At 65.2% G+C, this 20,842-nt stretch carries 21 protein-coding genes; 20 read left to right on the forward strand and 1 reads right to left on the reverse strand.

Annotation, left to right across the window (positions count from 1 at the left end; all coding sequences use genetic code 11):
- Window positions 1-15 precede the first annotated feature (15 nt).
- The 10 genes from CH271_RS16125 to trmD all read left to right on the forward strand — a co-directional run bounded on the left by CH271_RS16125 (window position 16) and on the right by trmD (window position 9,795).
- Complete coding sequence (locus CH271_RS16125) at window positions 16-354, forward strand: P-II family nitrogen regulator (protein ID WP_019664269.1); 339 nt, start codon at window positions 16-18, stop codon at window positions 352-354.
- Window positions 344-2,875, forward strand: coding sequence for a [protein-PII] uridylyltransferase (locus CH271_RS16130; RefSeq protein WP_094634542.1), 2,532 nt, complete (start codon window positions 344-346; stop codon window positions 2,873-2,875). The genes CH271_RS16125 and CH271_RS16130 overlap by 11 nt, the downstream gene beginning before the upstream one ends.
- A 238-nt stretch (window positions 2,876-3,113) precedes the next feature.
- Window positions 3,114-4,007 carry a M23 family metallopeptidase gene (locus tag CH271_RS16135; RefSeq protein WP_094634212.1) on the forward strand — a complete coding sequence of 298 codons (894 nt, stop codon included), beginning with the start codon at window positions 3,114-3,116 and terminating at the stop codon, window positions 4,005-4,007.
- Window positions 4,008-4,137: 130 nt separating this feature from the next.
- On the forward strand, window positions 4,138-5,697 hold the full coding sequence (gene ffh, locus CH271_RS16140) for a signal recognition particle protein (protein ID WP_037190175.1): 1,560 nt from the start codon (window positions 4,138-4,140) through the stop codon (window positions 5,695-5,697).
- A gap of 19 nt (window positions 5,698-5,716) precedes the next feature.
- On the forward strand, window positions 5,717-6,823 hold the full coding sequence (locus CH271_RS16145) for an amidohydrolase family protein (protein WP_179274681.1): 1,107 nt from the start codon (window positions 5,717-5,719) through the stop codon (window positions 6,821-6,823).
- Window positions 6,820-7,650 carry a CPBP family intramembrane glutamic endopeptidase gene (locus CH271_RS16150; protein WP_170946042.1) on the forward strand — a complete coding sequence of 277 codons (831 nt, stop codon included), beginning with the start codon at window positions 6,820-6,822 and terminating at the stop codon, window positions 7,648-7,650. Before CH271_RS16145 ends, CH271_RS16150 begins: the two co-directional genes overlap by 4 nt.
- A 188-nt stretch (window positions 7,651-7,838) precedes the next feature.
- The gene (gene rpsP, locus CH271_RS16155; RefSeq protein WP_037189654.1) at window positions 7,839-8,315 is read left to right on the forward strand and encodes a 30S ribosomal protein S16; all 477 of its coding nucleotides are present in this window, start codon (window positions 7,839-7,841) and stop codon (window positions 8,313-8,315) included.
- Window positions 8,312-8,554: an RNA-binding protein gene (locus CH271_RS16160; RefSeq protein WP_027496687.1), complete on the forward strand. Its 243-nt coding sequence runs from the start codon at window positions 8,312-8,314 to the stop codon at window positions 8,552-8,554. The genes rpsP and CH271_RS16160 overlap by 4 nt, the downstream gene beginning before the upstream one ends.
- A gap of 14 nt (window positions 8,555-8,568) precedes the next feature.
- On the forward strand, window positions 8,569-9,111 hold the full coding sequence (gene rimM, locus CH271_RS16165; RefSeq protein ID WP_094634215.1) for a ribosome maturation factor RimM: 543 nt from the start codon (window positions 8,569-8,571) through the stop codon (window positions 9,109-9,111).
- Between the two features lie 3 nt (window positions 9,112-9,114).
- Window positions 9,115-9,795 carry a tRNA (guanosine(37)-N1)-methyltransferase TrmD gene (gene trmD, locus CH271_RS16170; protein WP_037189652.1) on the forward strand — a complete coding sequence of 227 codons (681 nt, stop codon included), beginning with the start codon at window positions 9,115-9,117 and terminating at the stop codon, window positions 9,793-9,795.
- 5 nt (window positions 9,796-9,800) lie between these two features.
- Here trmD and CH271_RS16175 read toward each other — a convergent pair whose 3' ends face one another.
- The gene (locus tag CH271_RS16175; RefSeq protein ID WP_094634216.1) at window positions 9,801-10,754 is read right to left on the reverse strand and encodes a serine hydrolase; all 954 of its coding nucleotides are present in this window, start codon (window positions 10,752-10,754) and stop codon (window positions 9,801-9,803) included.
- 68 nt (window positions 10,755-10,822) lie between these two features.
- On the opposite strand from CH271_RS16175, the gene CH271_RS16180 reads away from it, so the two are divergent.
- The 10 genes from CH271_RS16180 to dprA all read left to right on the forward strand — a co-directional run bounded on the left by CH271_RS16180 (window position 10,823) and on the right by dprA (window position 20,765).
- Entirely contained in the window at window positions 10,823-13,174 is a 2,352-nt protein-coding gene (locus CH271_RS16180; RefSeq protein ID WP_094634217.1) for a Tex family protein, read from the forward strand.
- 115 nt (window positions 13,175-13,289) lie between these two features.
- Window positions 13,290-14,144, forward strand: coding sequence for a hypothetical protein (locus tag CH271_RS16185; RefSeq protein ID WP_094634543.1), 855 nt, complete (start codon window positions 13,290-13,292; stop codon window positions 14,142-14,144).
- A gap of 132 nt (window positions 14,145-14,276) precedes the next feature.
- A complete protein-coding gene (rplS, locus tag CH271_RS16190; RefSeq protein ID WP_032378188.1) occupies window positions 14,277-14,618 on the forward strand; it encodes a 50S ribosomal protein L19 in 342 nt (113 codons plus the stop codon).
- Window positions 14,619-14,802: 184 nt separating this feature from the next.
- A complete protein-coding gene (lepB, locus tag CH271_RS16195; protein ID WP_037189647.1) occupies window positions 14,803-15,579 on the forward strand; it encodes a signal peptidase I in 777 nt (258 codons plus the stop codon).
- The gene (locus CH271_RS16200) at window positions 15,576-16,337 is read left to right on the forward strand and encodes a ribonuclease HII (RefSeq protein ID WP_179274650.1); all 762 of its coding nucleotides are present in this window, start codon (window positions 15,576-15,578) and stop codon (window positions 16,335-16,337) included. The genes lepB and CH271_RS16200 overlap by 4 nt, the downstream gene beginning before the upstream one ends.
- Before the next feature lie 37 nt (window positions 16,338-16,374).
- Window positions 16,375-16,680 (forward strand): DUF2469 domain-containing protein, encoded by a 306-nt coding sequence (locus tag CH271_RS16205; RefSeq protein ID WP_008717288.1) that lies wholly within the window; start codon window positions 16,375-16,377, stop codon window positions 16,678-16,680.
- A gap of 403 nt (window positions 16,681-17,083) precedes the next feature.
- Window positions 17,084-17,428 (forward strand): histone-like nucleoid-structuring protein Lsr2, encoded by a 345-nt coding sequence (locus tag CH271_RS16210; RefSeq protein WP_037189646.1) that lies wholly within the window; start codon window positions 17,084-17,086, stop codon window positions 17,426-17,428.
- Between the two features lie 357 nt (window positions 17,429-17,785).
- On the forward strand, window positions 17,786-18,142 hold the full coding sequence (locus CH271_RS16215; protein WP_094634544.1) for a YraN family protein: 357 nt from the start codon (window positions 17,786-17,788) through the stop codon (window positions 18,140-18,142).
- A complete protein-coding gene (locus CH271_RS16220) occupies window positions 18,142-19,647 on the forward strand; it encodes a YifB family Mg chelatase-like AAA ATPase (protein ID WP_094634218.1) in 1,506 nt (501 codons plus the stop codon). The genes CH271_RS16215 and CH271_RS16220 overlap by 1 nt, the downstream gene beginning before the upstream one ends.
- Window positions 19,644-20,765 carry a DNA-processing protein DprA gene (dprA, locus tag CH271_RS16225; protein ID WP_094634219.1) on the forward strand — a complete coding sequence of 374 codons (1,122 nt, stop codon included), beginning with the start codon at window positions 19,644-19,646 and terminating at the stop codon, window positions 20,763-20,765. Before CH271_RS16220 ends, dprA begins: the two co-directional genes overlap by 4 nt.
- The last annotated feature ends 77 nt before the right edge of the window (window positions 20,766-20,842 follow it).

Here is a 20,842-nt window from a genome sequence, read left to right on the forward strand (position 1 = left end):
TGAAGGGAAGCAAAAATGAAGCTGATCACGGCAATCGTCAAACCGTTCACCCTGGAGGACGTCAAGACGGGGCTGGAGCAGGCCGGCGTACTCGGAATGACAGTCAGTGAAGTTCAGGGTTACGGCCGCCAGAAGGGCCACACCGAGGTGTACCGAGGTGCCGAGTACTCGGTCGACTTCGTCCCGAAGGTCCGTGTCGAGGTAGTCGTCGACGACGCCGCTGTGGAGAAGGTCGTCGAGGTCATCGTCGAGGCTGCTCGCACCGGCAAGATCGGTGACGGCAAGGTCTGGGTTTCCCCGGTCGACTCGGTCATCCGAGTCCGCACCGGAGAACGTGGCGCCGATGCACTCTGACCCCAAAGGGTCTCGGGCCGTGGGCCCCGGTTCTGGCGCGAAAGCGTCAGGATCGGGGTCTTCGGTCTCCATGGGCTCCGCATCGAAGGGCACGAGCGATGCTGCAGCAGATCTCGCTCGGGCCAGAAAACAACTACTCGACGGCGGAACACGCAATCGTCGCCTCGATGCACCCTCGCTTCGGCAGGCTCTGGTCGATCTCCACGAGTTCTGGCTGACCACCAAAGGGGCCGAGCTGGGGATCAAACCGGACTCCGGTTTCGCGATCGTCGCCGTCGGCGGTCTTGCGCGTCGTGAACTTCTGCCGCATTCGGATCTGGACCTGATCCTGCTGCACGACGATCTCGAACCACGCATCGTCTCCGACGTCGCAGACAAGCTCTGGTACCCGCTGTGGGACGCACACATCAAGCTCGACCACAGCGTGCGAACGGTGCCGCAGGCTCTGCAGGTCGCTGCAGCCGACATGACGGCATCGCTCGGAATGCTCGAGGCGCGTCACATCGCCGGCGACGTCGAATTGAGCAACCTTCTCATCGGCGGCGTACGTCGCCAGTGGCGCAACGGCATTCGAGGGCGTTTCGACGAGCTGATCGAGCAGACCCGCGGGCGGTGGTCGCGCAGCGGTGAGATCGCGCACCGCGCCGAACCCGATCTCAAGAGCGGTCGCGGGGGACTGCGCGACGTTCAGTTGCTCGACGCCCTCTCCATCGCGCAGTTGACCGACGGTATGCCCGGGCTCGGACCCGAATCGCCGGGTGGTGGTTTGGCATTCGCACACGGACGCCTGCTGGACGTGCGCACCGAACTGCATCGTGTCGCCGGTCGAGCACGGGATCAACTGCGGGCACAGGACGCCGACGAGATCGGTGCCGCGCTGCGAATCGGTGACCGTTTCGATCTTGCTCGCGTACTGAGCGATTCGGCCCGCACCATCAGCTACTCGGTCGACGTCGGACTGCGTACCGCCGGCAATTCGCTTCCCCGAAAGGGTCTTTCACGCCTTCGTCGAGTCCCGGTCAGGCGGCCGCTGGACGAGGGGGTCGTCGAACACGGCGGCGAGGTCGTTCTCGCCCGCGACGCGCGGCCGAACAAGGATCCCGGTCTGATCATGCGCGTCGCCGCGGCATCGGCGCAGACCGGGATGCCGATGTCTGCCTCGACCCTGAACCGACTGTCCGACAGTGCGCCCGAGCTCCGGGAACCCTGGCCGAAGGAAGCCCTCAACGATCTGCTCGTGTTGCTCGGATCGGGTCGCAAAGCCATTGCGGCCATCGAAGCTCTCGATCGAACCGGACTGTGGGGCAGGCTCATTCCGGAATGGGGTGCGGTACGCGATCTACCGCCGCGAGATGCCGTGCACACGTGGACAGTCGATCGGCATCTGGTCGAAACTGCTGCCTACGCAAGCGCATTGACCACCCGAGTTGCGCGTCCGGACCTGTTGGTGCTCGGCGCGCTGATCCACGACATCGGCAAAGGACGCGGCGGCGACCACAGCGTCGTCGGAGCCGATCTGGCCATCCAGATCGGCAACAGGCTCGGACTGTGGCCGTCCGACGTGGCCCTGCTGACGTCGATGGTGAGATACCACCTGCTGCTGCCGGAGACCGCCACCAGACGCGACCTCGACGACCCAGCAACCGTGCAAACCGTCGTCGACGCACTCGGTGCCGACACCATCCTGCTCGAGCTGCTTCACGCACTGGCCGAGGCGGATTCGCTCGCCACCGGACCCGGGGTGTGGGGCGACTGGAAGGCATCGCTCATCCGCGAGCTCGTGCGTCGCTGCCGATTGGTGATGGCGGGGGAGAGTCTGCCCTCCCCGGATCCACTCGACCCCGCCCACATCGAACTCGCAGCGAGGGGAGGCGTCCATGTCGACATCTCGCCGACCGACGGGCTGCACACCTTCGTCGTCACCGTCATCGCCCCCGACACGCCCGGGCTGCTCTCCGACGCTGCGGGAGTCCTCGCACTCCATTCGCTTCGTGTGCTCTCGGCCTCCCTCGGAAGTCACGAGGGGTCGGCGATCAACTCGTTCGACGTTGCGCCGCTCTTCGGATCTCCGCCACAGGCGGGTCTGTTGCGGCAGGAGATAATCCGCGCCCAGGCAGGCGAACTCGACCTCGTCGCCGTGCTCGACGCCAAGGAACGCGACGCCAGAGCCGAAACCGTCGAGGACGACGCCGAGGATTCGGCAGTCCCGGTTCTGTACGCCCAAGCTCCGCCTCGGGTGCTGTGGTTCGACGACAACGAACCAGGTCAGGTGGTGCTCGAACTACGAGCGGAGGACCGGCTCGGTCTGCTGTGCCGATTGGCCAGCGCGATCGAACAGCAGGGACTCGACATCCGATGGGCCCGCGTCTCGACCCTGGGCAGCTCGGTGGTCGACTCCTTCTGCATCGACCTGGCGGGAGCGGACAGCAGGGCGGTCCGCGAAGACCTCGAGCGTGCGATCCTCGCGGTCGTACCTGCCCCGGAACCGCCCAAGCCCCCGGAGAAGCCGGAAGGCACCTGACCGCGGGTCGGAAAGCGACAGCAGACCGACCCGCGCTGGTGACTATTCACGAACTTCCGGCCGACGGGTATGCCGCCGATGCCGATTTGTTACATTCGTCCCCGACGCAGAAACGACACTCTCAATCGTTCCTGCACATTCCACACTGCTCGAACCACGCCGTTCCTGCAGGCTCCACTCTGCTCGAACCACGTCGTTCCTGCAGGCTCCACTCCTGATCATTCGAGAGGCACGAACTGTGGGATCCCACCGACGGTCGACCGTCCACGTACCGACCGACATCGCAGCGCGTCCGACGCGCGGCAGACACCGCGCCGTTCAGGACACCCCCGACCTCGGTCGACGCGCGGCAACGATCGTCGCCGCGACCGGCGCGATCGTCGTCGGAGCGACGTCGATGGGTGCCGCAACTGCAGGGGCCGCGCCGATCCAGGAGGCACCAGCAGCCGGACTCTCGTTCGCGGTACCGGAGGGTCTGCTCCCCGCGGGATTCGAGCTGCCCCAGTTCGAGCTTCCGCAGTTCGTACCCCCACAGTTCGCGCCCCCGCCCGCACCGTCACAGCCCGTACCGCCCGAGGCCGCACCGGCACCGGCTGCCGAGCCACTGGCCGCGTTCGGAGTCACCGATCCCGCTGCCGCCGCCCAGCAGTGGCTCGACGATGTGGGCCTGGGGCAGTTGGGTGCGCAGTCACCCCTCGACAGCCTGCGCTCGCTGAAGAAGGGCACAGTGCAGCCAGTGGCGGGGGTGTTGACGTCCAACTTCGGCTCGCGATGGGGCACTCAACACAGCGGCCTCGACATCGCGGCACCCATCGGGACGCCCATCCACGCGGCTGCCGACGGCACCGTGTCCGACGCAGGACCGGCATCCGGCTTCGGTCTCTGGGTCAAGGTGCGGCACGACGACGGCACCGAGACGGTCTACGGACACGTCAACGACTTCTCCGTCCAGCCAGGCCAGCGCGTGTCGGCCGGTGAGCAGATCGCCACCGTGGGCAACCGTGGCCAGTCGACGGGCCCACATCTGCACTTCGAGGTACACGATCCCTCGGGCGTCAAGGTCGACCCCGCGCAGTGGCTCGCGACGCGGGGCGTGGCAGTGACGTGGAACGACTCCGCGCGGCTGGCCTGACCGCTCGACATCGCCACGTTCGACTCGACAGTCGAACGCCCCAGCGACGACGCGGCGTGCTGCCGCTAGTGTGGTGACCGTGCCGGATTCGGCTCGTTTTCGGTGATCGGCTAGCTCAGGAGTGCAATCGGTGTTCGAATCCCTTTCAGACAGGTTGACCGGGACTCTCAAGGACCTGCGTGGCAAAGGTCGACTGTCCGGCGCGGATATCGACGCCACCGCCCGTGAGATCCGTCTGGCCCTGCTCGAAGCGGACGTGGCACTGCCCGTCGTACGTGAGTTCATCAACCGCATCAAGGTCCGGGCCAAGGGTGCCGAGGTCTCCGGCGCGCTCAACCCTGCCCAGCAGGTAGTCAAGATCGTCAACGAGGAACTGGTCGGCATCCTCGGCGGCGAGACTCGCAGGCTCGTCTTCGCCAAGAACCCGCCCACGGTGATCATGCTCGCCGGTCTGCAGGGTTCGGGTAAGACGACGCTCGCGGGCAAGCTCGCGAAATGGCTCAAGGGCCAGGGCCACACCCCGTTGCTCGTCGCGTGCGACCTCCAGCGTCCCGGTGCCGTGAGCCAGCTGCAGATCGTGGGCGAGCGCGCCGGTGCCGCCGTCTTCGCGCCGCATCCGGGCACGTCCATCGGCGGCGGCGACAATGCGCTCGGCGTATCGGCCGCGGATCCCGTCGAGGTCGCCCGGGCCGGCATCGCCGAGGCTCGGAGCAAGCAGTACGACGTGGTCATCGTCGACACCGCCGGTCGCCTCGGCATCGACACCGAGCTGATGAGTCAGGCCGCGGGAATTCGTGACGCGGTCCAGCCGGACGAGACACTGTTCGTTCTCGACGCGATGGTCGGCCAGGATGCCGTCAGCACCGCCGAGGCGTTCCGCGACGGAGTCGGCTTCACCGGCGTTGTGCTCACCAAGCTCGACGGCGACGCGCGTGGCGGCGCAGCACTCAGTGTCCGCGAGGTGACCGGACAGCCCATCATGTTCGCGTCGACCGGCGAGAAGCTCGAAGATTTCGACGTCTTCCACCCCGATCGTATGGCCAGCCGCATCCTCGGCATGGGCGACGTGCTCAGCCTGATCGAGCAGGCCGAACAGCACTTCGATGCCGAGCAGGCCGAGGCGACGGCCAACAAGATCGGATCGGGACAGCTCACGCTCGACGACTTCCTCGAGCAGATGATGGCCGTCCGCAAGATGGGGCCGATCGGAAACCTGCTGGGCATGCTGCCCGGTGCCGGCCAGATGAAGGAACTCGCCAACGTCGACGAGAAGCAGCTCGATCGCGTTCAGGCGATCATCCGCGGCATGACGCCGCAGGAGCGTACCGACCCGAAGATCATCAACGCATCACGTCGGTTGCGTATCGCGAACGGTTCGGGCGTGAAGGTCTCCGACGTCAATCAGCTGGTAGATCGGTTCTTCGAGGCGCGCAAGATGATGTCGGCCATGGCCGGTCGAATGGGCATGCCCGGTGCGCGCAAGCAGGTGCGGAACAACAAGAAGGGCAAGAAAGGCAAGAAGGGCGCTCGCGGTCCGACGCAGCCGAAGATCCGCGGTGGATTCCCCGGCATGCCGGGCGGAATGCCCGCAGGTATGCCCGACCTGTCGTCCATGCCCAAGGGTCTCGACCAGTTGCCGCCGGGGCTCGAAGGCATCGATCTGTCGCAGCTGAAACTGCCCAAGAAGTAAGCGCGTACACGTGTCGGCCATGCGGGTGCGGGGCCGCGGGCTGCCGGACGGGACCGAGATCGATCTCTGGATCGACGGCGGCGTTCTGTCGACCGAGCCGATCTCGGATGCAGAATTCGTGTACGACGGCGGCTGGATTCTGCCCGGTCTCGTGGACGCCCACTGCCATGTCGGAATCGAATACGGCGGGGGACACACCGACCTGAGCGGGTCGATCCGGCAGGCCGAGACCGAGCGAGGCGTCGGCGCTCTGCTGTTGCGCGACGCCGGGTCGCCGGTCGACACGCGCGCTCTGGACGAGCGCGAGGACCTTCCTCGGATCATCCGAGCGGGCCGCCACATCGCATCACCCAAGCGATACATCCCGGGTCTGGCGATCGACATCGAGGACGAATCGCAACTGCCAGAGGCGGTGGCTCAGCAGGCTCGATTCGGAGATGGCTGGGTCAAGCTCGTCGGCGACTGGATCGACCGCTCGGTGGGAGATCTCCGACCGCTGTGGAACGATTCGATCCTCGTCGACGCCATCGCGGCTGCTCACGCCGAGGGTGCGCGAGTGACCGCCCACGTATTCGGCGAGGATGCCCTGCCCGGACTGATCGCGGCGGGAATCGACTGCATAGAACACGGCACCGGCCTGACCGACGAGACCGTCGAGATGATGGTCGATCACGGCACCGCCCTGGTACCGACGCTCATCAACATCGAGACGTTTCCCGGAATCGCGGACTCGGCCACCCGATACCCCGTGTACGCCCGGCACATGCGGGCGCTGCACGAACGCGTCGCCGATACCATCGGACGTGCTCACGACGCAGGCATTCCCATCTACGCGGGCACCGATGCAGGTGGTTCGATCGCGCACGGCCGCATCGCCGACGAGGTCGCCGCGCTCGCTGCCGTCGGACTCTCACCGACCGACGCGCTCGGCGCTGCCTGCTGGGACGCCCGGTCGTGGCTGGGTCGACGGGGGCTCGAGCACGGCGCGCCCGCAGATCTCGTCGTCTACGCCGAAGATCCGCGCGGGGGACCGGATGTGCTGTCGAACCCGGAGCTGGTCATCCTGCGCGGACGCGTGACCGACCGGCGCGGTCGCACGAGGAGTGGAGCGGCGGCCCGAGGGTGACCGATCCGAGAAGCGCTGCAGGACAATCCGATCCGGACCGCCCCAGCTGGGCGGGAATGGCACCGATGAATCACGTTCAGCAGCAAGGATCGGGATTGTCCGAAACCTACTGGCGGGCCGAGCAGGCCGCGCTCGAACGCACGAGCGGTCAACGGTGGGGACTACCGGCCGCGGCGCTGGTACTGGGGCTAAATCTCGCGGGATTCCTGATGCTCGGCGTCGTCGTGTCGTCGGACGCGTCGGCCGTCTTCGTGGTGGGCATCATGATTCCGAGCTTGCTCGCTGCCGGACTGGCGGTGGCCATCTCGAAGGCGCGGGGCAACGGACCCGTCGTCGACTTCGGCCTCCCCAGATCCACCCCCGAATTCCTCGGTCACCTCCGATCCGGGTTGGCGTGGGGTGGCGTCGCGGTGGTCGGTGGCATCGTGCTGGCTCTGATTCTGTTGTCCCGTATCGATTTCGACGACCCGACGCCGCTGGGCAACGTCACCGATACGGCCGTCGGATGGAAGATCGTTCTGGCACTGTGGATCTGGATCGGTGCACCGATCTGCGAGGAAACGATGTTCCGCGGCATGCTGTGGGGAGCGCTCGAGAAACGCACCAGCCCCATGCCCATGGCCTGGTTGGGCAATAGATGGGTCGTGCTGGCGATCACCGCGGTGTTGTTCGCGATCTGGCACCGCGAGTGGTGGCGCTTCGTGGTACTGCTGTGGGGAGGGTTCGCGATCGGCATCGCTCGAATGCGCTCCGGTTCGATCGTCGCGTCGACCACGGCCCACTCGCTGAACAACACTCTCCCTGCCCTGGTGATTCTGCTGGCCTGACGGGAGCGGTTCTGCGGGCCCGATTCACCGATCGTGCTATCCGTCTGGCACAATGAACAGTTGTTCGCCCGTCATCCGGTTACGTACCGAGCGGCGGTCACAACAACCCTCAACGCAAAACCGGGTTCGCATGCCGTGCGGACCGCTGAATTGCGCCGTGACCAACTTTCGAAAGGCTTCACCAGAACATGGCTGTCAAGATCAAGCTCATGCGTATCGGCAAGATCCGCACCCCGCACTACCGCGTCGTCATCTCCGATGCCCGCACCCGTCGTAACGGCCGTGCGATCGAGACCATCGGCACGTACGAGCCCAAGCAGGACCCCAGCATCATCGAGATCAACTCCGAGCGGGCGCAGTACTGGCTGAGCGTCGGCGCACAGCCCACCGAGCCTGTCGAGGCACTGCTCAAGATCACCGGTGACTGGCAGAAGTTCAAGGGCCTCCCCGGCGCCGAGGGAACCCTCCGCCTCGCCGAGCCCAAGCCGTCCAAGCTCGACCTGTTCAACGCCGCACTGGCGCAGGCCGACTCCGAGCCCCAGGGCGAGGCCACCACCGCCAAGAAGAAGAAGGCTCCGAAGGCCGACGACGCCGCTGCGGAGACCACCGACGCTGCAGCAACCGAGACGGCAGACGCGCCGGCCGCCGAGGCTGCTGAGAAGTGAGTGCCGTTGTCGCCGATGCCGTCGAACATCTCGTTCGCGGCATCGTCGCCAATCCCGATGACGTTCGCGTCGAGATGATCACCGGCCGTCGTGGCCGCACCGTGGAAGTCCACGTGCACCCCGACGATCTGGGCAAGGTCATCGGCCGTGGCGGTCGCACCGCCACGGCACTGCGCACGCTCGTCTCGGGTATCGGTGGTCGCGGCATCCGTGTCGACGTGGTCGACACGGACCAGTAGGTCACACACCCATCATGGAGCTGGTCATCGGCCGTGTTGCGAAGTCGCACGGCATCAAAGGCGAAGTCGTCGTCGAGGTTCGCACCGACAGCCCCGACGATCGCTTTGCCGCAGGAACCGTTCTCTCGGGCCGCAAGCCTCGATCGAACGCCGAACCAGCCTCGTACACAGTGGACGCCGTCCGGGAACACTCCGGGCGGCTTCTGCTGCGTCTGAACGGTATCGACGACAAGACGGCCGCCGACCAACTTCGGGGCATTCTGTTCGTCGTCGAATCCACCGACCTTCCGCCGTCCGACGACCCGGACGAGTACTACGACCACGAACTCGAAGGCCTCACGGTGATCCTGACCGACGGCACAGTCGTGGGAACGGTCCGCGAAGTCCTCCACTCCGCAGCGGGGGAGCTGCTCTCCATCACGCCGAGTCCGGGCTCCGGCGAAGCCACACGCACCGAGATTCTCGTGCCGTTCGTGGCGGCCATCGTGACGTCGGTGTCGTTGGCAGACAAGACGATCGAGATCGATCCGCCCGAGGGTCTGCTGGATCCGGAGTAGATCGTGCGCCTCGACGTCGTCACCATCTTCCCCGAATACCTCACGCCGCTCCGAACTGCGTTGCTGGGCAAAGCAATCGACCGCGGCCTCGTCTCGGTCGAGGTCCACGATCTGCGGTCGTGGACGCACGACGTGCACAAGGCCGTCGACGATTCGCCCTACGGCGGCGGACCGGGAATGGTCATGAAACCGACTGTCTGGGGAGACGCACTCGACGACGTGCTGACAGACGATTCTCTCCTCGTCGTGCCGACGCCGGCCGGAGTGCCGTTCACCCAGCGGACGGCCGAGCGATGGTCCTCCGAGCAGCATCTCGTCTTCGCCTGCGGCCGATACGAAGGCATCGACCAACGCGTGTTCGACGACGCCGCACGTCGCGTCCGGGTCGAGGAAGTCAGCATCGGCGACTACGTGCTCATCGGCGGCGAGGCGGCCGTCCTCGTCATGGCCGAGGCCGTGGTGCGATTGATGCCGGGTGTCCTGGGCAATCAGCAGTCGCATCAGGAGGACTCGTTCTCCGACGGTCTGCTCGAAGGACCGAGTTACACGCGCCCCGCACAGTGGCGTGATCTCGACGTTCCGCAGGTACTTCTCTCGGGTGATCACGCCAAGATCGCTGCGTGGCGTCGACAGCAATCACTGGACAGGACCGCCGAGCGTCGTCCGGACCTGTTGCAGGACTGACGAATTCAGCTGACGGTGCCGGCGGGGAAGAGCATCGAGACGAAGCCGGTGAGAGTTTCCCGCGCATGCAGGGCGCTGGCGTCGTCGCTGACGTCGACGACGGCGGTGTCCGGATAGCGTTCCATGTCGTCTGCGTAGAAGATGTCCTCGCGTGACGACAGAGCCAGAACGTAGCGGTTGTCGACGCCGATCGTGCCTGTCGACAGGTGTACCCACCGATCGGACACACAGCACATCCAGCCCTGTTTCACAGCGTGCACGCTCTCGCCTGGCAGACCGTCGACGATCCCGAAATGCTGTTTGTAGCCGTCCGCGGCAATCGGTGCCGAACGCCGCAGCATTTCGATCACGACGTCCGTCGAGGCAGTCGTCAGACCGCCGCTACCGTTGAGCAACCCCGCGTAGTAACCGACCAGGTCGCTGGGCGTGGTCTCGGTGTTGTACCACTGGTCGTCACCGGGAGCCGTGGTGTTCGTCAAGCCGTAGCGAGCCGCGACCGTCCGCACGATCTCGGACGAGCCGTAGCGGTACCAGAGCGTGTATGCGGCGTTGTCGTCGGACAACTCGAGCATGCTGGTCATGGTGTCCAGGTCATCGGCGGAGACCGGACGGTTCTCCGACTGCGCGCGGAACAACACCTCGTCGGCGATGAAGAGTTTGGACACCGACGCGGTTTCGACCTGAACATCGGCATTGCTGCTGTAGTAGGAGCCCGTCTGACGATCCAACAGCGCGAAATCGACATCGGCACCACGGGACTCGGCCGACGCGATCGCCATCGGGATACGAGCTTCGAGAGCTACACCGTCGACCTTCTCCATATCGGGAAAGGGCGATGCCGACGTCTCTGCGGTTTCCTTCGAGGCGGAGTCACCGATCTGATCGTCGGGAGGAACCGAGCACCCGGCCAGAATCAGTGAGGCGCAGGCTGCAGCCAGGAACCGAGACCCCCTGACCATCCGCGTATCTCTCCCACACGTTGAACCGCTGACCGACTTGTCCCACAGTAGCGGTAGGGTCCATCGCCGTGACCACTGCTCTGAAATCTGTGAACAAGCGCATAGCCGAAGAACTCGACGTTCGTGAAGAACAGGTTCGTGCCGCCGTGGAACTACTCGACGGCGGGTCGACGGTCCCGTTCATCGCGCGCTACCGCAAGGAAGTCACCGGCACCCTCGACGACGCACAACTGCGTCAGCTCGACGAGCGGCTGCGGTACCTGCGCGAGCTCGACGAGCGCAGAGACGCCGTCATCGAGTCCATCCGCTCGCAGGGCAAGCTCGACGACGCGCTCGAGCAGTCGCTGATGCTGGCCGACACCAAGGCGCGCGTCGAGGACATCTATCTGCCGTTCAAGCCCAAGCGTCGCACCAAGGCTCAGATCGCGCGTGAGGCCGGGCACGAGCCCGTCGCCGACGCCCTGTTCTCCGACCCCTCCACCGACCCGGCCCAGTTCGATCAGGAGCAACTCGACGGCGCACGGGCGATTCTCGTCGAGCGCTTCGCCGAGGACGCGGACCTGGTGGGCGAGCTGCGCGAACTGATGTGGACATCCGGCAAGCTCGTCGCGTCGGTCCGCAAGGGCAAGGAGGAGGAAGGTGCCAAGTTCTCCGACTACTTCGAGTTCTCGGAACCGTTCACGAGCCTGCCCTCGCACCGCATCCTCGCCGCGCTCAGAGGCGAGAAGGAAGAGGTGCTCTCGCTCGGCTTCGAACCCGAGCGCGACGAACCGACCCCCGGGGTGCCGAGCGTCTACGAGGGTCGGATCGCCACCAAGTTCGGAATCGCGAATCGGGGACGGCCGGCCGACAAATGGCTGCTCGACACCGTCCGATGGGCGTGGCGCACCAAGATGCTGGTGACCGTCTCCCTCGATACCCGGATGCGCCTGCGTCAGTCGGCCGAGAAGGACGCCGTCGACGTCTTCGCCAGCAACCTCAAGGACCTGCTGCTCGCCGCTCCGGCGGGCAACCGCACCACGATGGGCCTGGACCCGGGTTTCCGTACCGGCACCAAGGTCGCCATCGTCGACGCCACCGGCAAGGTCGTCGCCCACGACACCATCTACCCGCACAAACCGCAGGGCAAGTGGGACCAGGCGGTGGCCACCCTGGCAGGCCTGGCCGCCAAGCACAACGTCGAACTGATCGCCATCGGCAACGGCACCGCATCGCGTGAAACCGACTCGTTGGCAGCAGAATTGATCGCCAAGTTCCCTGCCGCCAACCTGACGAAGGTCGTGGTGTCCGAGGCCGGAGCGTCGGTGTACTCCGCGTCCGCGTACGCCTCGAGCGAGCTACCCGAACTCGACGTCTCGATCCGCGGTGCCGTCTCGATCGCCCGCAGGTTGCAGGATCCGCTGGCCGAACTGGTCAAGATCGATCCCAAGTCGATCGGCGTCGGTCAGTACCAGCACGACATCTCCGAAACCCTGCTGGCCCGTTCCCTCGGGGCCGTCGTGGAGGACGCGGTGAACGCCGTCGGCGTCGACGTCAACACCGCGTCGGTACCGTTGCTCTCACGGGTCTCCGGTATCGCCGGCTCTCTTGCCGAGAGCATCGTTGCGCACCGCGATCAGAACGGTCCGTTCTCCAGCCGCAGCACACTCAAGGACGTACCGCGTCTGGGCCCCAAGGCTTTCGAGCAGTGCGCCGGATTCCTCCGCATCTCCGGGGGCGAGGATCCACTGGACCGGTCGAGTGTTCACCCGGAGGCATATCCCGTCGTGCGGCGCATCGTCGGCAAGGCCGGCGTCGGAGTGCGGGAGGTCATCGGCAACACGGCGCTGTTGCGCGGACTCGACCCCGCCGAATTCGCCGACGAGCGATTCGGTCTGCCCACCGTCACGGACATCATCTCCGAACTCGAGAAGCCGGGACGCGACCCTCGTCCGGAGTTCAAGACCGCGACCTTCGCCGCCGGAATCGAGAAGGTCGCCGACCTGAAGCCGGGCATGATGCTCGAGGGAGTCGTGACCAACGTGGCGGCGTTCGGGGCATTCGTCGACGTCGGTGTGCACCAGGACGGGCTCGTGCACGTCTCGGCGATGTCGCACAACTTCGTCAAGGACCCCCGCGAGGTCGTCAAGTCCGGGGACGTCGTGCGCGTCAAAGTGATGGAGGTCGACATCCCCCGTCAGCGCATCGGTCTGAGTCTGCGGCTGGACGACGAGCCCGGTGCCGGTGGTGGCAAGGACTCCGCCCGCGGACAGCAGGATCGGCCTCGGGGTCAGGGACGGGCCCCGGGCGCGAACCAGGGTGGCCGCGGTCGAGACGCACGCCCGCAACGGGATCGCCGAACGGCCGGGGGTGCTGGCGCGGCGACACCGGCTGCCGGTTCGATGGCCGACGCGCTACGGAAGGCAGGATTCGGAAAATAGCGAGCGGTTCCTCGGTCGATGCTGCCGTGGGCGGTCCCGGACGCGAATAGTGTGAAACGCGTTCACCGGTCGTTCGGCCGTTCGGCAGGAAGGACGTGAGGCACACGTGAGGTGGTTGCAACACGGGGTCATCGATCACGGCCGCCTGCCGCTGCTGTGTTTCCTACTGGGACTGTTGGTGGGCTTCCTGCTGATCCGACTCAGCGTCAGGATGATTCGCGCAGATGTGAAGTGGTGGCCGGGAAACATCACGCCGGGCGGTCAGCACATCCACCATGTCGTGTTCGGAATCGTGCTGATGCTGCTGGCGGGTATCGGCTTGATCGCGGTGTACGTCGACGGTTCCGAGTCGGTCGGCGCGGTGCTGGCGGCGATCTTCGGTATCGGCGCCGCTCTCGTCCTCGACGAGTTCGCGTTGATCTTCTATCTCCGCGATGTCTACTGGTCCGAACAGGGGCGAACGTCGGTGGACGCCGTGTTCGCGGCAGTGGGCTTCACCGGCCTGCTGCTGCTCGGCTTCCACCCTCTCGAGTTGCTGAGCCCGGCCGGCTTCCGCGCCGATCCCGACCCGTGGGTGCGCGGCACCCTGGCTGTGTTGGCCCTTGCCAATCTCGCGCTCGGTGTCGTCGTCCTGCTCAAGGGAAAGATCTGGACTGGACTGCTCGGGCTGTTCGTCCTGCCGATCCTCGTCCTGGCCGCAGTGCGGTTGAGCAGGCCGAGCGCCCCATGGGCGAGGTGGCGTTACACCACCAGGCCGAAGAAGATGGAACGCGCTCTGCGCCGGGAGAAGCGGTGGCGACGGCCGATCATCCGGGCCAAGATCTATCTCCAGGACGCGATCGCAGGCAAGCCGAGCATCGTGCACGCACGTGAGGCCACCGAGCAGGAACTGGCGCGGACGGTACTACCTGCGCCGATGGCGAGTGGGACGGCTACAAGCCGGGAAGCGCCGATTTCTTCGAACGCCTGATGGTCTGGCACAATGGTCGGGTTGCCTCTAGCAGGCACGGACCTCACTCGGAGTACGAACCAGTCGAGCCGTTGCATCAGCGAGCCGCTCGGTTCCTCTACTCATGCGCAGAACGCAAGGATGGCACAACCGATGAACACACTGGACTTTCTCGACAATCAGTCGCTGCGTGGCGACATCCCCGATTTCCGCCCCGGCGACACACTGAACGTGCACGTCAAGGTCATCGAAGGCTCGAAGGAGCGCATTCAGATCTTCAAGGGCGTCGTCATCCGACGTCAGGGCGGAGGCGTTCGCGAAACGTTCACGGTCCGCAAGGTCTCGTTCGGCGTCGGCGTCGAGCGCACCTTCCCGGTGCACAGCCCCAACATTGCGCAGTTCGAGGTCCTCACCCGCGGTGACGTCCGTCGCGCCAAGCTCTACTACCTCCGCGATCTGCGTGGCAAGGCCGCCAAGATCAAGGAAAAGCGCTGACCGGTTCCGCCCGGACACATCAGTTCACACCATGCCGCGTCGCCCGTCAGGGCGACGCGGCATGGTTCGTTTTGCCCGCGATCGTCCCGCGTTCCACCCTGCCGACGGGCGGATCGAGAGCCGTGAACCGCCGATGCGCAGACCGTCCGGCCGTGTGGTCGACGGTTCCGGCTAACCTGATCACGTGACGCAGTCCCCACAGGATCCAACCGACGAGCCCGACGACGAGTCTTCACGGAAGAAGCGTCGGGAACGCAAGCCCCGATCGTTCTGGCGCGAGCTTCCCATTCTGATTCTGGTAGCGCTGGTGCTGAGTTTTCTGCTCCAGACATTCGTCGCTCGGGTGTATCTGATCCCGTCCGAATCGATGGAGCCGACCTTGCACGGCTGCACCGGCTGCACCGGTGACCGCATCGTGGTGGAGAAGATCGGATACAGATTCGGCGACCCGAAGCCCGGTGACATCGTCGTCTTCCGCGGCCCGGATTCGTGGAACGACGAGTTCGTGTCACAGCGGTCCGACAATTCGGTGATTCGTGGGGCACAGGAAGTCGGTTCGTTGATCGGAGTTGTCGCTCCCGACGAGAACGATCTGGTCAAGCGCGTCATCGCCACCGGCGGTCAGACGGTCGAATGCTGCGACGACCAGGGTCGAGTTCTCGTCGACGGGCAGCCGTTGGACGAGCCGTACATACAGATGGACTTCCCCTTCACTCCCGGCACCATGACGTGCGACACCGAATTGAAGTCCGGACGATGCTTCGATCCCATCACGGTGCCGGAGGGCAACATCTGGGTGATGGGCGACAACCGAAGTAATTCACGGGATTCCCGGTACCACATCGAGGACGAGTTCAAGGGCACCGTCCCGCTCGACAACGTGATCGGCAAGGCCGTGTTCATCGCGCTTCCACCGTCACGAACCGGCCTCCTGGATTCTCCCGACATCCAGGGTCGATGACGGTATCCGGTCGCCGCGCGCCGCGCGCACGCGCCTCTCTGACGCGGTCGTCGTGGCCGCCGCGTCCGATCATCCGACGAGCGGCCGGCTTGCGAACGATGGAATCGGCGCTGGAGCGGGGTGGTCTGGGACCGGTCGCGGGAGTCGACGAAGCGGGACGAGGAGCATGCGCCGGTCCGTTGACGGTCGCGGCGTGTGTGCTCGGTGCGCGGGCTCATGCGGCTCTCGCGGACCTGGACGACTCGAAGAAGCTGACCGAGCGACGACGCGAGGAGCTCTTCCCCAAGATTCAGAGGCTGGCACTGGCATGGAGCGTGGTGTCCATCGATGCGGCCGAGGTCGACCGCATCGGAGTCCACGTGGCGAACATCGAAGGAATGCGACGCGCGGTTGCCGGGCTCGGCATGACCCCGGGTTACGTACTCACCGACGGTTTCCGAGTACCCGGTCTTCCGGTTCCGTCGTTGCCGGTGATCGGCGGCGACGCCACCGCGGCGTGCATCGCCGCGGCGAGCGTGCTGGCGAAGGTCTCCCGGGACCGATGGATGGTGCAGCTGGACGAGACGATTCCCGGCTACGGGTTCGCCGTGCACAAGGGGTACAGCACGCGCGCGCATTCCGCCGCGATGACGGCACTCGGCCCGAGTAGGGAACATCGCATGTCGTACGCCAACGTCGCGGCAGCGGCGGCAGGCATGTCACGCGAGAGAGTCGACGCCCTGGGGCGAATGGACTGCCCGGACGCACGTGCGCGATGATTGCCTCTCACGCCCGACTGGAGGATGAAAGAGACCGATGAGTGCCGAAGATCTCGAAAAGTACGAAACCGAGATGGAGCTCTCGCTGTATCGCGAGTACCGGGACATCGTGGGTCAGTTCAACTACGTCGTCGAAACCGAGCGTCGGTTCTATCTGGCGAACTCCGTCGAACTCATTCCGCACAACGCCGACGGTGAAATCTACTTCGAATTGCGAATGTCCGACTCGTGGGTGTGGGACATGTATCGCCCCGCCCGTTTCGTCAAGCATGTCCGGGTGATCACCTTCAAGGACGTCAACATCGAAGAGTTGGACAAACCAGATCTTCGTCTGCCGGAATAGCTCTCCTCGTCCGACGGTCCGGCGTGACGGAGTCGCCCGAGCGTCGGACGTCGGAGCAGCGAGCTGTGAACCGCCTGATTCGATGCGATCGCTGTTGTTCCGAGCGTAATGCCGCACGAAAAACTGGACACCCGGCCAAATCGGTCCGCATGTCCTGTTTTCGTGTCCGGTGTCACGGAAAAGCTGTGCTCGGTCGAATGATGCACGTGGGCTACGCGCGTGAAACCGACTGCGCAACAGCGATATTCGAATTCAGAGATTAGTCACCCGAAAAGCTGATCAATTTCTGCACCGATATTCGTCGATTCGACACGATGCGAAACGCCTGCAGTTCTTTGCGTGGATACGAGAATGGGTGGTAGAACTTGAATATCACATCCCCCAGACGTGTAAGAGGTACGAGATGGCACGCAAGACACTTGTGCAGATGATCGACGATGTGGACGGATCGGTCATCAAAGACGGCCAAGGTGAATCCATCGAATTCGGCATCGGTGGAAACCAGTACCGCATCGATTTGAATCTCAAGCATGCCAACGAATTGCACGAACAGTTGGCATTCTGGATCGAGCATGCCGAGAAGATTTCCGGACGCCGTACCCGTAAGGGCGGTGCTGCAGCAGCACCGGTTCGCGGCAAGGTCGATCTGCAGGACATTCGAGCATGGGCACGCGAGAACGGCCACGAGGTCAGTGCCCGCGGCCGCATCAGTCAGGATGTGCAGGCGGCCTACGAGGCTGCTCACTGACAGTCCTTCAAAACCGAGGCATGAAGTCTCGGCAGACGTTCTACGTATCGGTACTTTCGGGTTTCGGTACCGATACACCGCATCAGCTCCGTCCGATTTCATGAATCCGGACGGAGCTTTTTGCGTATCGGGTCTGCTCTCACCCGGCCGCTCGAACACGCTCGGGCCGTAGCACGGCGGTCCGACACAGCGGACCGATCGCCGCCGACAATCGGACCGTCGGTCCACAGTCGAGTAGTTGTCCACAGGGCAATTTCCCACCTGCACTTTCTTCGTTTCTCCTCTTTCGGGTCGTGCCACCGTCGAGACGACCGAATCGGCCGCAATACACGGTCGGAGAGTGGAGGAATGGCGGACATGGCAACCAACCAGGAGCTCGGTGCGCGCGGTGAGGAACTCGCGGTGCGCCATCTCGAGGACATCGGCCTGGATGTGATCGAGCGGAATTGGCGGCATCGGTCCGGAGAACTCGACATCATCGCGCGCGACGGCGACACCATGGTTTTCGTCGAAGTGAAGACTCGCTCGGGAATCGGTTACGGAACACCGGCCGAAGCGGTGACGTACGCGAAGCAGACGCGAATCAGAGGTCTCGCGCTGCGGTGGCTTTCGCTGCAGCAGGGACCGTGGGTACAGATCAGGTTCGATGTGATCGCAATAGTGGTCGGTCGTCACGAAGAACCGGTCATCACGCACGTTCGGTCCGCGTTCTGATGCCACTCGGAAGAGCGCATTCGGTTGCGGTCAACGGGGTCGACGGTGTGTTGGTGGAGATCGAAGCGGACATCGGGCAGGGCTTGCCCGGTACGCATCTGGTTGGGTTGCCCGATACTGCTCTGAACGAATCGCGTGATCGAGTCAAGGCTGCGGTGAAGAACTCGGGCGGAACGTGGCCGGACAGCCGGGTGATTCTCGCTCTGTCGCCCGCGACCCTGCCGAAGGGCGGATCGGTGTACGACTTGGCATTGGCGCTGTCGGTTCTCGACGCTGCCAAAGCGATTCCGCGTGGATGCCTGTCCGACACCGTGTTTCTGGGTGAGTTGGCACTCGATGGCAGGCTGCGCGCAGTTCGTGGGGTCCTGCCCGGGGTGCTCGCGGTCAAGAGTGCTGGCTGGCAGCGGGTGGTCGTTCCGCTGCAGTGTCTGCCCGAAGCGGGGCTGGTGGACGGGATCGAGGTGCTGGGTGCGGGTTCGCTCGGGGACGTGGTGGCCTGGCTACGTGGTGAGGAGGCCCTCGAATCACCCATCCCGACCGAATGGCACGAGGAGATCTACCCGGACCTCAGTGACGTTGCGGGACAGGCGGATGCGCGATGGGCTCTGGAGGTCGCCGCCGCAGGCGCACATCACATCATGCTGACCGGGCCACCGGGCATCGGAAAAACGATGCTCGCGCAACGTCTTCCGGGGATTCTGCCCCCGCTGACCGAATCGGAAGCGCTCGAAGTGACAGCGATCCACTCGGTGGCGGGCCTGTTGACCACGGCGCGGCCGCTCATCACGTCGCCGCCGTTCATCGCTCCACACCATTCGACCTCGGTGAGCGCCTTGGTAGGGGGCGGAACCGGAATGGCCAAACCGGGAGCGGTCAGTCGCGCACATCGAGGAGTCCTGTTTCTGGACGAGTGCGCCGAGATGAGCGTTCGGGTACTCGAGGCGTTGCGTACTCCGTTGGAGGACGGCGAGATTCGCATTGCCCGTCGCGACGGTGTGGCCAGGTATCCGGCCAGATTTCAGTTGGTTCTCGCAGCCAATCCGTGCCCGTGTGCACCCGCGCGGCAGGTGGACTGCGTCTGCCCGCCCACAGCGCGACGCAAATATCTCGGCAAGCTGTCCGGGCCGTTGCTGGATCGCGTCGATCTGCGCATTCAGATGATGGGTGTCGCGACAGGTGCACTGGTCGACGAGGTGGGGGAGGGTACGAGCGAGATCCGCGCACGCGTGACCGGGGCCAGGGACGCCGCTGCGCAGCGGTGGCGGGAGTTCGGCTGGAGAACCAACGCGGAGGTTCCAGGACCCGCTCTGCGCCAACGATTTCGATTGGCGCGCTCGACGCTCGCTCCGGTCGAGCGCGCGTTGCGCAACGGATCGCTGACCGCGCGCGGCGCGGACCGCGCCATTCGGGTGGCGTGGACGCTGAACGATCTGGCCGGTGGTTCGGTCCCCGGCGCCGACGAGGTCGGAGCCGCGTTGGACTTCCGTGACAGGGGCGTGGCATGACGCACGACGCACGGCGACTCGCCTGGGCGTATCTCTCTCGCGTGGCGCAGGGCCCGCATCGGCCGGTGGTCGAGCATGCTGCAGCTCACGGTCCCGAAGCGACGGCAGAAGCCGTGCGGGCGGGCAGATTGGGGGAGCGGCTAGCGGTTCGCGCCCACATCGACACCGCAGCAGCAGATCTCGACCACATCGCTGCGCTCGGTGGCCGGTTGATCACGCCGGACGACGACGAATGGCCGGCGTGGCGCTTTCTCGGATTCGACGGACCGGGAATGACCGCAGGGGTGGACACCTGTCCGCCGATTGCGTTGTGGACGCTGGGAACTCGACAGGTGGCAACGATCACCGAGCGATCGGTGTCGATCGTCGGGACTCGTGCATCGAGTCCTTACGGCGATCATGTGACGGCGGAGATATCCGCCGATCTGGCGCTCGACGGCTGGACCATCATCTCGGGAGCGGCTTTCGGCATCGACGCCGCGGCACATCGGGCGGCCCTCGGAGTCGAGGGTACGACGATGGCGGTGCTCGCCTGTGGCGTCGATCGTGCGTATCCAGCGGGCCATTCGCGGCTACTGCGGCAGATCGCTGCTCACGGGCTGGTTCTCAGTGAGTACGCGCCGGGCACGACGCCGGCGAAGCATCGTTTCCTCGCTCGCAACAGGCTCGTCGCGGCACTCGGATCGGCTGTGGTGGTCGTCGAGGCCGGGTGGCGGAGCGGTGCTCGCAACACGGCGGCATGGGCAGCGAAACTGGGTCGGCCGGTGCTGGCGGTCCCTGGGCCGGTCACGTCGCCCTCGTCCACCGGCTGTCACCGCATGATCCGGGACGGCGAGGCCGTGCTGGTGTCGAACTCTCACGACGTGGTCGCCGAGGCGGGCGCTCTCGGGTCCCCGGAGGAGTCTCGGCCCGACCTCTTTCGTGAAACCGATGCGCTCTCGGACACGGCCCTGTTGATCTACGACGCGTTGCCGGCATCCGGATCACTGTCGAGTCGAGAATTGTCCGAGCACTCCGGTGTGCCGTTGAGCAAGGTGCGCGCATCCCTGCCGGTAATGGAGATGGACGGATTCGTGGCCAGCGACGAGACCGGATGGTTCCGCGTGGTGCGTGGGTGAGCGCACTATCGTTCACGAGCTCGGACGGTAGGGTGTTAGGTAATGCTTAGTCGATGCATCGGGTATCGGCGTCGTTC

The organism is Rhodococcus sp. 05-340-2 (genome assembly GCF_002258915.1).
Lineage (GTDB): Bacteria > Actinomycetota > Actinomycetes > Mycobacteriales > Mycobacteriaceae > Rhodococcoides.